At 66.3% G+C, this 10,909-nt stretch carries 8 protein-coding genes, 2 tRNA genes and 1 pseudogene; 7 read left to right on the top strand and 4 right to left on the bottom strand.

The window, feature by feature from the left end; all coding sequences use genetic code 11:
* From ACFOYY_RS00055 to ACFOYY_RS00045, 3 genes and pseudogenes are all read right to left on the bottom strand, one after another.
* A pseudogene (locus tag ACFOYY_RS00055) lies at positions 1-483 on the bottom strand (protein phosphatase); the annotation flags it as partial.
* Positions 471-650 (bottom strand): hypothetical protein, encoded by a 180-nt coding sequence (locus tag ACFOYY_RS00050; RefSeq protein ID WP_386186654.1) that lies wholly within the window; start codon positions 648-650, stop codon positions 471-473. The gene ACFOYY_RS00050 and the pseudogene ACFOYY_RS00055, both read right to left, overlap by 13 nt.
* Positions 651-962: 312 nt before the next feature.
* Positions 963-1,033, bottom strand: a tRNA-Gly gene (locus ACFOYY_RS00045).
* Positions 1,034-1,120: 87 nt separating this feature from the next.
* Here ACFOYY_RS00045 and ACFOYY_RS00040 point away from each other — a divergent pair.
* Positions 1,121-1,194: transfer RNA gene (locus ACFOYY_RS00040), tRNA-Pro, on the top strand.
* Between the two features lie 86 nt (positions 1,195-1,280).
* Here ACFOYY_RS00040 and ACFOYY_RS00035 read toward each other — a convergent pair.
* Complete coding sequence (locus tag ACFOYY_RS00035; protein ID WP_352010720.1) at positions 1,281-1,790, bottom strand: ATP-binding protein; 510 nt, start codon at positions 1,788-1,790, stop codon at positions 1,281-1,283.
* Positions 1,791-2,033: 243 nt separating this feature from the next.
* On the opposite strand from ACFOYY_RS00035, the gene ACFOYY_RS00030 reads away from it, so the two are divergent.
* The 6 genes from ACFOYY_RS00030 to ACFOYY_RS00005 all read left to right on the top strand — a co-directional run bounded on the left by ACFOYY_RS00030 (position 2,034) and on the right by ACFOYY_RS00005 (position 10,458).
* Complete coding sequence (locus ACFOYY_RS00030) at positions 2,034-2,900, top strand: helix-turn-helix domain-containing protein (RefSeq protein ID WP_352010721.1); 867 nt, start codon at positions 2,034-2,036, stop codon at positions 2,898-2,900.
* A gap of 208 nt (positions 2,901-3,108) precedes the next feature.
* Positions 3,109-4,506, top strand: coding sequence for a trigger factor (gene tig / locus ACFOYY_RS00025; RefSeq protein WP_352010722.1), 1,398 nt, complete (start codon positions 3,109-3,111; stop codon positions 4,504-4,506).
* A gap of 386 nt (positions 4,507-4,892) precedes the next feature.
* Positions 4,893-5,537 carry a ClpP family protease gene (locus tag ACFOYY_RS00020; RefSeq protein ID WP_386186651.1) on the top strand — a complete coding sequence of 215 codons (645 nt, stop codon included), beginning with the start codon at positions 4,893-4,895 and terminating at the stop codon, positions 5,535-5,537.
* Positions 5,538-5,548: 11 nt separating this feature from the next.
* Positions 5,549-6,193, top strand: coding sequence for an ATP-dependent Clp protease proteolytic subunit (locus tag ACFOYY_RS00015; protein ID WP_352010723.1), 645 nt, complete (start codon positions 5,549-5,551; stop codon positions 6,191-6,193).
* 192 nt (positions 6,194-6,385) lie between these two features.
* Entirely contained in the window at positions 6,386-7,666 is a 1,281-nt protein-coding gene (gene clpX, locus ACFOYY_RS00010; protein WP_184724068.1) for an ATP-dependent Clp protease ATP-binding subunit ClpX, read from the top strand.
* A 206-nt stretch (positions 7,667-7,872) separates the two neighbouring features.
* A complete protein-coding gene (locus ACFOYY_RS00005) occupies positions 7,873-10,458 on the top strand; it encodes a valine--tRNA ligase (RefSeq protein ID WP_386186648.1) in 2,586 nt (861 codons plus the stop codon).
* The last annotated feature ends 451 nt before the right edge of the window (positions 10,459-10,909 follow it).

The raw sequence follows: 10,909 nt of genomic DNA, 5'->3' as shown, positions 1-10,909 counted from the left end.
CTCCTCCAGGACCCGGGCGACCGAGTCACGCTTGGAGGAGCGCCCGATCTCCTCCGAGGTCCTGCGCCCGAGGCGGGGGTAGAGGATCGGGTTTCCGGTGGCCATGCACCTGGCGTACGGCGTCCACGCCGCGTAGCTGGTGACCTCGTCCACCGGGAAGGCCTCGGCGTACTCGTCCGGGGTCGTGCTGGAGACCCCGACGGCGATCCGCCGTACGAGCGCCGAGCCGTCGATGCTGCGCTGGGCGAACTCTCCCTCGGTCAGCAGCCTGTCCTGGACCAGGATGCCCGCCGCGTCCGCGAAGCGCGGCACGGCGACGTTCATCAGCTCCCTGCCGGTCTCGAACATGTCCAGCGTGCTGCCGATCCGCTTGCTGGCCGCGTTGAGCAGGGAGAGCTGCTCGTGCATGGTCGCCGGGCTGCTCATCCTGGGGGTCGACGACGCCGGATCCTTGGCGACGAAACGGCGGTTCACCCGTTCCACCGCAGCTCCGTGCCCAGCCTCCCGCTGTGCGCCGGGACTCCGGCGGCCCCGCGGGCGCCGCAGCGAGGGGTCACCGGACCCGGTCCGCCGGGGTGACCGCCCGCGCGGCCGATCATGACGCCCTCGAACCCCGCCACGTTCCCTCCGGTGACTTGACTGCCGCTCATGGAGAATCGTAAAGAACGATCTATATCCCGTATCCGCATTTGGCGCAGATTTCCCGATATTTCTCCGCAGCGTAAACCCGATGGCCGTCGAGTCCCCAATCCGGTGCGGCCGGTCCCGGGCCTCGCGCGACGTCCGTGCCGTACGAGGCCGTCCTCCGTAGTGCGGACCGTTCCCCGCCGGACGGATGGTCATCCTTCGCGACACGGCCGGACGAAAGATCGGGAGCGTGAGAACGGCCACAGAGGATCGGACGGTTCCCGATAGCGGAAGGGCCAGGACACCATGGAGGTGACCTGGCCCTTCGCCATCTGAGCGGACGACGGGAATCGAACCCGCGTAGCCAGTTTGGAAGACTGGGGCTCTACCATTGAGCTACGTCCGCGCGAGCCGGTGTCAGTCTGGTCTAGACTTCATCCGGTCGTCAGGGCGTAATCGTACCGGAGATCCGGAGCGAGCGCGCACCGACGTACGGGGTGTGGCGCAGTTTGGTAGCGCACCTGCTTTGGGAGCAGGGGGCCGCAGGTTCAAATCCTGTCACCCCGACGCTGGTGGGGGCCGATCCGATCGGATTCGATCTGGGTCGGCCTTTTCATCTGGTTCGCCTGGCTCATCCGACTCTGTCGGGTGGGTCAGTGCGTCCCGCTGAAGAGCGCCCAGACGGCCTTGCCGCCGCGGTTGAGGTGGTCCCAGCCCCAGCACTTGCTGTAGGTCTCCACGATGTAGAGGCCGCGGCCGTTCTCCGAGATGAAGTCCGGCTCCTTGGGGGTGGGGACCTCGTCACTGGGATCGGCGACGGCCAGCAGCACGTGGGGAGACAGGTGCAGCAGCACGAGGGTGATCGGGTTGGCCTCCATCGTGCTCGGTGGACGCAGCGCGTAGCGCACCGCGTTCGTCACGAGCTCGGAGACCACCAGGGCCGCGTCGTCGCTCAGCTCCGACAGGCCCCACTCCCGCAGCTTCGACCTCGTCACCTCGCGGGCGGTCTTCACCGAGTCCGCCTGGTGGGGAAGCGGGCACGCCGTGGCGTCGGAGTGCCTGGCCGCGAGCAGGTCGTCGAAGCTCACCTCGCGAGTCGCCTGCAGGTAGCCGGCAGCCGATTTCGGCTCCTCCACCATCCTGCCGGTATCTCCCGCTCTCATCGTGAGTCTCCGCGCTGGTTGTGAGTTTTCAGAGCTTGTGCACCATAAGCCCAATATGCACTAGGCCATCATGGGTCACCGGAACGCCCGCTGCAAGACCCAAATGCACGTGCAGTTGCATCGTGCAGGCGCATGGGCGAACAGTAGAAGAGGTTGTCGGACCGGACACGGAGTTGGGACCTTGTCATTGCGCCTGGAAGTGGTGACACTGTGTGCGCTGGCCCAACTGAATAGGGAGGCGAAGTGACGCAGGTTCAACCGGGCTCGGGTCCCACGGCTCTGCGGATTCTCCTGGGCTCCCAGTTGCGCCGGCTGCGCGAGGCCAAGGGCCTGTCGCGTGAGGAGGCCGGGCACCTCATCAGGGGGTCGGAGTCCAAGATCAGCAGGATGGAGCTCGGCAGGGTCGGCCTGCGGGAACGCGACGTCGCCGACCTGCTCACCTTCTACGGTGTCGAGGAGGAGGAAGCCAGGGCGGCCGTCATGGAGCTGCTGCTCAAGGCCAACGAGCCCGGCTGGTGGCACCGCTTCAACGACCTGCTCCCCTCGTGGTTCCAGACCTACGTCGGCCTTGAGGAGGCGGCCTCCCGCATCCGCACCTACGAGGTGCAGTTCGTGCCGGGCCTGCTCCAGACCAAGGAGTACGCCCGGGCGGTCATCACCGCGGGCAGCGCGGGCATCTCCCCCGAGGAGATCGCGCGCCGCGTCGACCTGCGGATGCAGCGCCAGCGGGTGCTCGAACGCCCGGACGGCCCGTTCTTCTGGGCCGTCATCGACGAGGCCGCGCTGCGTCGCCCCATCGGTGGCGCCGAGGTGTCCCGCGCACAGCTGGAGCACCTGCTCGACCTCATGCGCCAGCCCAATATCACGATTCAGGTCATGCCGTTCAGCTTCGGCGGTCACAGCGCCGAGGGCGGCGCCTTCAGCGTGCTGCGTTTCCAGGACAGTGAGCTTCCCGACGTGGTCTACGTCGAACAGCTCGCCAGCGCCCTCTACCTGGACAAGCGTGAGGAGGTCGACCGCTACAGCGAGGTCATGGAACGGCTGTGCGCGGTCAGCACCACTCCGGGGGAGACGACCGACATCCTGCGGAGAATCATCAAGGAGAACTGAACGAGCGCCGGTCGCTCCCAGGCGCGGCTCTGCCCTAGACTGGCCAGCGGCGTTGGACACCCGCCACAGTTGATCATGCCCTAATATCGCATGTCTGAACGGCTGTGTCCGGTGCCGCTCATGTGGGCGCGGCGCGCGAGCTTGCCGCGGTAGCCGTACGACTTGACGCGCCCGCGATCACTCGAAGCTTGATCAAGGAGACCACCCCGTGAAGACCGCTGTCGAGGAGCTCAGCCCGACCCGGGTCAAGCTCACTGTCGAGGTGCCGTTCGAGGAGCTCGGCGAGAGCATGCAGGCGGCGTACAAGAAGGTCGCGCAGCAGGTGCGCGTCCCCGGCTTCCGCCCCGGCAAGGTCCCGGCCCGGATCATCGAGCAGCGCTTCGGCCGCGCGGTGGTTCTGGAGGAGACCCTCAACGACGCGGTGCCGAAGCTGTACGGCCAGGCCGTCGACGAGAGCGACATCTTCCCGGTCAGTCAGCCGAGCATCGAGGTCACCAAGATCGATGACGGCGAGCAGGTCGAGTTCACCGCCGAGGTGGACGTCCGCCCGAACTTCGACGTTCCCGACTACGAGGGCATCGAGGTCACCGTCCCGGTCGCCCAGGTGACGGACGAGGACGTCGAGGCCCAGCTGGACGGCCTGCGCCAGCGCTTCGCCACGCTGACCGGCGTCGAGCGCGCCGCGGCCAACGGCGACTACGTCGTGATGGACCTGGCCGCCGCGATCGACGGTGTGAACATCGAGGAGCAGCAGGCGGGCGACGTCTCCTACGAGGTCGGCGCGGGCTCCGTGCTGCAGGGCCTCGACGACGCGCTGGTCGGCATGTCCGCCGGTGACGTCAAGGAGTTCACCACCAACCTGGTCGGCGGGCAGAACGCCGGCGAGGAGGCCGTGGTGACCATCACCATCAAGAGCGTCAAGGAGAAGGTCCTCCCCGAGCTCGACGACGAGTTCGCCCAGCTGGCCAGCGAGTTCGACACCCTCGACGAGCTCAAGGAGAGCGTCCGCGAGCAGGTGCGCCGCACCAAGCTGATCGAGCAGGTCGTCCAGGCGCGCGAGAACGCCCTCGACGCGCTCCTCGACAAGCTCGACATTCCGATCCCGGAGAGCGCGCTCAAGGCCGAGGTCGACAGCCGCAAGCACAACCTTGAGCACCAGATCGCCGAGAGTGGCCTGAGCAAGGAGGCTTACTTCCGCCTCTACCAGACCACCGAGGAAGAGCGTTTCGCCGAGTTCGACACGAGCTCCGCCAAGGCGATCAAGACCGGCTTCGTGCTCGACAAGATCGTCAAGAACGAGGAGCTCGGCGTCAGCGAGCAGGAGCTGACCGACTTCGTGGTGCGCCGCGCCATGCAGATGAACGTCGCCCCCAACGCCCTCGCCAAGCACCTGGCCGACAACGACCAGCTCACGCTGGCCATGGTCGAGATCGTCCGCGACAAGGCCAAGAGCGTCGTCGGTGACGCGGCCAAGGTGGTCGACGAGGCCGGCGAGACGGTCGACCTCAAGGCCATCTACAGCGAGATCAACGGCCAGGAAGTGGTCGAGGAGCCCGCTGAGGGCGCCGAGGCCGCAGAGGGCGACGCCGACAAGGCCGCCGAGTAGGCCACAAGGCGGTTCCACGACCTACGTGACGCCTCCCCGGTGCCGGGCACCGGGGAGGCGTCACGCTTTCCCACACGCGGGAAACCCCCATCCGGGCAGTCAGGTACGGCTGAGCGCCCGCACAGGTGTCCCGGCGTGTCGCGCCGTCCTTGTCCGGGGGACCGCCCCGAATGTCCTCCAGGGGCCTTCCTGCGCCGTGGACGCCGTCCTACACGGCGGATTCGGCGGCGGGGCCGTAGGGGCTCGGACCAGGCGAAGAGGTGTGGGACGGTGCGGGGAGCATGCGCCGTCAGCGAACAGCACGTGGAGGGGGCATGTCCGGTAGGCGCCGCGCGTTAAGGTCACAAGCAAAGCCAATCGATTACGACGCATCGGAAGGTGACGCTGTGACCAGCCCGCCGACCTTCTACCAGCCGACCGGCTCCGGGCCCGAGTCGATGAGCCAGCAGAACGGCTCGTTCAGGCTCGAAGACCAGCTCTATCAGCGGCTGCTGCGTGAGCGCATCATCGTGCTGGGCACCCAGGTCAACGACGAGATCGCCAACCGAATCTGCGCCGAGCTGCTGCTGCTCGCCGCGGACGATCCCGACAGGGACATCTGGCTCTACATCAACTCGCCGGGCGGATCGGTGACCGCCGGTATGGCGATTTACGACATGATGGAATACGTGCCCAATGATGTGTGCACGGTCGCGATGGGACTGGCCGCCTCCATGGGGCAGTTCCTGCTCTGCGCCGGTGAGAAGGGCAAGCGTTACGCGCTCCCGCACGCACGCATCATGATGCACCAGCCGTCCGGGGGCATCGGTGGCACCGCCGCCGACATCGCCATCCAGGCGGAGCAGATGCTCTACGTCAAGAAGACCCTTGCCGAGCGCATCGCCTTCCACACCGGTCAGCCGCTCGACCAGATCGAGGCCGACTCCGACCGTGACCGCTGGTTCACGGCCGAGGAGGCCAAGGACTACGGCTTCATCGACAATGTCGTGCGCAGCGCCCGGCAGGTGCCCTCAACGGGCGCCGTCTCCTGAAGGGGCAAAAGGTGAGTGAGTTGATCCGGCCGGGAGACATCAACGGCCGTTACGTTATCCCTACCTTCGTCGAGCGCACGTCGTACGGCGTCAAGGAGATGAGCCCGTACAACAAGCTCTTCGAGGACCGCATCATCTTCCTCGGCGTGCAGGTTGACGACACCTCGGCCAACGACGTCATGGCGCAGTTGCTGACGCTGGAGTCGATCGACCCCGACCGCGACATCAGCATCTACATCAACTCGCCGGGCGGCTCGTTCACCGCCATGATGGCGATCTACGACACGATGCAGTTCGTCCGGCCGGAGATCCAGACGGTCTGTCTCGGTCAGGCCGCCTCGGCGGCGGCGATTCTGCTGGCCGGCGGCACGCCCGGCAAGCGGTTCGCCCTGCCCAACGCCCGCATGCTGATCCACCAGCCCTCAACCGAGGGTGGCGGCCAGGGAAGCGACATCGAGATCCAGGCGCGTGAGATCCTGCGGATGCGCACGCAGATGGAGTCGATCCTGTCCAGGCACTCGGGCAGGAGCGCCGAAGAGGTCCGCAAGGACATCGAGCGGGACAAGATCCTCGATGCCGAGGAAGCCAAGGCGTATGGGCTGATCGACGACATCATCCCGTCGCGCAAGAAGCTCGCCAAGGCCATAGCCTCCTAATGAGGTCTATCGCACCGGAACGGTGCCCAATTGGGCACCTTCCGGTGCGACTCGCCGCTAGGGGGCTCACTGAGGGCTCAGAAGACGGTAACGTCGAAACCTGAGCGGGATGACTTTTCGCACCGGGTATCGGTCCGGTCGGAAGAAACGGACCGCGAAGCCAGGGCGGTCCCACGCAAAGGAGTATCTGGGGTGGCACGCATCGGCGACGGGGGAGACCTGCTGAAGTGCTCTTTCTGCGGGAAGAGCCAGAAGCAAGTCAAGAAGCTCATCGCCGGACCCGGCGTATACATCTGCGATGAGTGCATCGATCTCTGCAACGAGATCATCGAAGAGGAGCTCAGCGAGTCCTCCGAGCTCAAGTGGGACAGTCTGCCCAAGCCGAGGGAGATCTACGAGTTCCTCGACGCCTACGTCATCGGTCAGGACCAGGCGAAGAAGGCGCTCTCGGTGGCGGTCTACAACCACTACAAGCGGGTGCAGTCCGGCGAGCGCGGGCGTGACGACGGCATCGAGCTGTCCAAGTCCAACATTCTGCTGTTGGGCCCGACCGGTTCCGGCAAGACACTGCTCGCCCAGACGTTGGCGAAGATGCTGAACGTGCCGTTCGCCATCGCCGACGCCACCGCCCTGACAGAGGCGGGCTATGTGGGCGAGGACGTCGAGAACATATTGCTCAAGCTGATCCAGGCCGCTGACTACGACGTCAAGAAGGCCGAGACCGGCATCATCTACATCGACGAGGTGGACAAGATCGCTCGCAAGAGCGAGAACCCCTCGATCACCAGGGACGTCTCCGGCGAGGGCGTGCAGCAGGCCCTGCTGAAGATCCTGGAGGGCACCACCGCGAGCGTGCCGCCCCAGGGCGGGCGCAAGCACCCCCACCAGGAGTTCATCCAGATCGACACCACCAACGTGCTGTTCATCTGTGGTGGCGCCTTCGCGGGTCTTGAGAAGATCATCGAGTCCCGGGTCGGCAGGAAGGGCATCGGCTTCAACGCCATCATCCGTTCCAAGGACGACATCGACACCTCCGACATCTTCGGAGACGTCATGCCCGAGGACCTGCTGAAGTTCGGCATGATCCCCGAGTTCGTCGGCCGCCTCCCGGTCATCACCAGCGTGCACAACCTTGACCGCGACGCGCTCATCCAGATCCTCACCGAGCCGCGCAACGCCCTGGTCAAGCAGTACCGCCGCCTGTTCGAGCTGGACAACGTCGAGCTGGAGTTCAGCGACGACGCCCTGGAGGCCATCGCCGACCAGGCGATCCTGCGGGGCACCGGTGCCAGAGGCCTGCGCGCCATCCTGGAGGAGGTCCTGCTTTCGGTGATGTACGAGGTGCCCTCCCGACAGGACGTGGCCCGCGTCGTCATCACCCGAGAGTCGGTGCTCGAGCACGTCAACCCGACCCTCGTGCCCCGTGACCAGCTGAACAAGCAGCAGCGCACGCCGCGCGAGAAGTCCGCCTGACCTCAGCGCCGGACGATCCGAAGCGGCGACGCCCCCGCGTTCCTCTACGCGGGGGCGTCGCCGTGTCCACGGTCTTTCCGGGTCTTTCCGGTGGCTGGAGTCCGGCCGCCATCCGAAGAGAGACATGTCTGGACAGGGCGGAAGGTGTGCGGACACCTGACGACGGCCGCGAGTCGGGGACATCGACCGTCCGGACGTCTCTAGAATTGGACACCGTGACGACGCCAGAGCTGCCTACCCAGTACACCCCCGCCGACGTGGAGACCCGGAGCTACGAGCGCTGGGTGTCCGAGGGGTACTTCACCGCCGACCCCAGCAGCGAGCGCGAGCCGTACAGCATCGTCCTGCCCCCGCCGAACGTAACCGGTGTCCTGCACATCGGCCACGCCCTCGACCACTCGATCCAGGACGCGCTGACCCGCCGCGCCCGCATGCGCGGGCAGGAGACGCTCTGGCTGCCGGGTATGGACCACGCGGGCATCGCCACCCAGAACGTCGTCGAGCGTGAGATCGCCAAGGAGGGCCTCTCTCGCCACGACCTTGGCCGGGAGGCCTTCGTCGAGCGCGTCTGGCAGTGGAAGGAAGAGTCCGGTGGCCGGATTCTCGGGCAGATGCGGAAGCTCGGCGACGGCGTCGACTGGTCCCGCGAGCGCTTCACCATGGACCCCGGTCTCTCCCGCGCGGTCCAGACCATCTTCAAGAAGCTCTTCGACGACGGGCTCATCTACCGCGCCGAGCGCATCATCAACTGGTGCCCGCGCTGCCTGACGGCGTTGTCCGACATCGAGGTCGAGCACAGCGAGGACGAGGGCGAACTCGTCTCGATCCGGTACGGCTCCGGCGAGGACGAGATCATCGTCGCCACGACCCGCGCCGAGACCATGCTGGGCGACACCGCGGTCGCCGTGCACCCCGAGGACGAGCGCTACGCGCACCTGGTCGGCAGGCAGGTCGAGCTCCCGCTGACCGGCCGCAGCATTCCGGTCGTGGCCGACGAGCACGTCGACCCCGCCTTCGGCACCGGAGCGGTCAAGGTCACTCCGGCGCACGACCCCAACGACTTCGAGATCGGCCGCCGTCACTCGCTGCCCTCTCTCATCGTCATGGACGAACGCGGAGTGATCACCGCACACGGTCCGTTCGAGGGGCTCGACCGCTTCGAGGCCAGGCCCGCGGTCGTGGCCGCCCTGCGTGAGCAGGGCCGGATCGTCGCGGAGAAGCGGCCCTACCTCCACTCGGTCGGTCACTGCTCACGCTGCAAGACAGTGGTCGAGCCGAGACTGTCGCTGCAGTGGTTCGTCAACGTCTCGCCCCTGGCGAAGGCCGCCGGCGACGCGGTCCGTGAGGGACGCACCCGGATTCACCCGCCGGAGCTGGCCAAGCGCTACTTCGACTGGGTCGACGACATGCACGACTGGTGTATCTCACGGCAGCTGTGGTGGGGACATCGGATTCCGGTCTGGTACGGCCCCGAGGGTGAGGTCGTCTGCGTCGGCCCCGACGAGGAGCCGCCCGCCGGCTACGTCCAGGACTCCGACGTCCTCGACACCTGGTTCTCTTCGGGACTGTGGCCGTTCTCGACCCTGGGCTGGCCGGAGAAGACCCCCGAACTGGCCAAGTTCTACCCGACCTCCGTCCTGGTCACCGGTTACGACATCCTGTTCTTCTGGGTGGCCAGGATGATGATGTTTGGCATCTACGCGATGGAGGGTCGTCCTCCGTTCCACACCGTCGCGTTGCACGGGATGGTCCGCGACCAGTACGGCAAGAAGATGTCCAAGTCGTTCGGCAACGTGGTGGACCCGCTCGACTGGGTCGAGCGCTTCGGCGCGGACGCCACCCGTTTCACGCTCCTGCGCGGTGCCAACCCCGGATCCGACGTGGCGATCAGCGAGGAATGGGCAGGCGGCTCCCGCAACTTCTGCAACAAGATCTGGAACGCCACCCGCTTCGCGCTCATGAACGGCGCGACGGTCGGTGAGCTTCCTGTCGAGGAGCTGACCGCGGCCGATCGCTGGATCCTCTCTCGGCTGCAGGAGGTCGTCGGTACGGTCGACGCGGCCTTCGAGGAGTTCGAGTTCGCCAGGGTCTCCGATGTGCTGTACCACTTCGCCTGGGACGAGGTCTGCGACTGGTACCTGGAGCTGGCGAAGATCCAGCTGGCCGCGGGACAGGAACACACCCGGCTGGTGCTCGGGCACGTCTTCGACGCGCTGCTCCGTCTGCTCCATCCGCTGGTGCCGTTCGTCACCGAGGAACTGTGGCGAGCGGTGACCGCGGCCCCCTCCATCGTGGTCGCCCCGTGGCCCGTGGTTCAGGAGTCGCTGCGCGACGGTGACGCGGAGAAGGAGATCGTCGCCCTCCAGGGGCTGGTCACCGAGATCCGCAGGTTCCGTTCCGACCAGGGTCTCAAGCCAGGCCAACGAGTAGCGGCACGACTCTCCCTCACCGGTACGGCCCTGGCCCCGCACGAGGGGGCGATCAGGTCGCTGCTCCGCCTCGACCAGCCGTCCGACTCCTTCGCCGCGACCGCGCGCCTCGACGTCGGCGGAATCCAGGTGGAGATCGACACCGCGGGGACGATTGATGTGGCGGCTGAGCGCAAGCGTCTGGAGAAGGATCTCGCGGTGGCACGCAAGGAAGCCGCCCAGGTGGCCGCCAAGCTTGGCAATGAGCAGTTCATGTCGAAGGCGCCTGATGACGTGGTGGCCAAGGTGCGTGCCCGTGCCGCCCAGGCGGATCAGGACATCGCGAGACTGACGGCCCAGCTCGACGCGCTGCCTGTCGGCTGAACACTCGATCGCATTACAGAGCCCGGGATCGGTTGGTGGTCCCGGGCTCTCGCGTGTCGGCTTCGGGCACACGTTTGAGACATGGTGACCCAGGGAAGACTTAGTTGTTACCGGCAAGTTGGTCCTGAGAGCCCGAATGGACTGCTAGAGTTCTTCAAGTGGGATGAGATCCCACACACCCCTCCAAAAGATCACTGAAGATCTAGCCTGTCTGAGGGATTGGACAGAAGCCGGATGTCAGAGTAAGTTGGAAGGGTTGCTCCGGAGACGGGGTGAGCGAGATCCTAGCGGGTCTGGCAGGTTGGTGTCGAGTGGCTGCGAAGGCGGCGGGTTGACACGGACCGGCCAGAAATGATAGGATGGGAACACGGAAGTTTATGCCCCTGAAGTGGTCGCACCGGGTGGTGTGGCGGCGGACGGTGAACGCGTCCGTTTCTTGAGAACTCAACAG

Source organism: Streptosporangium jomthongense (genome assembly GCF_042650425.1).
Classification (GTDB): Bacteria; Actinomycetota; Actinomycetes; order Streptosporangiales; family Streptosporangiaceae; genus Streptosporangium.
The sequence above is the reverse complement of the archived record's forward strand: the minus strand, read 5'-3'. Positions and strand labels throughout refer to the sequence as shown.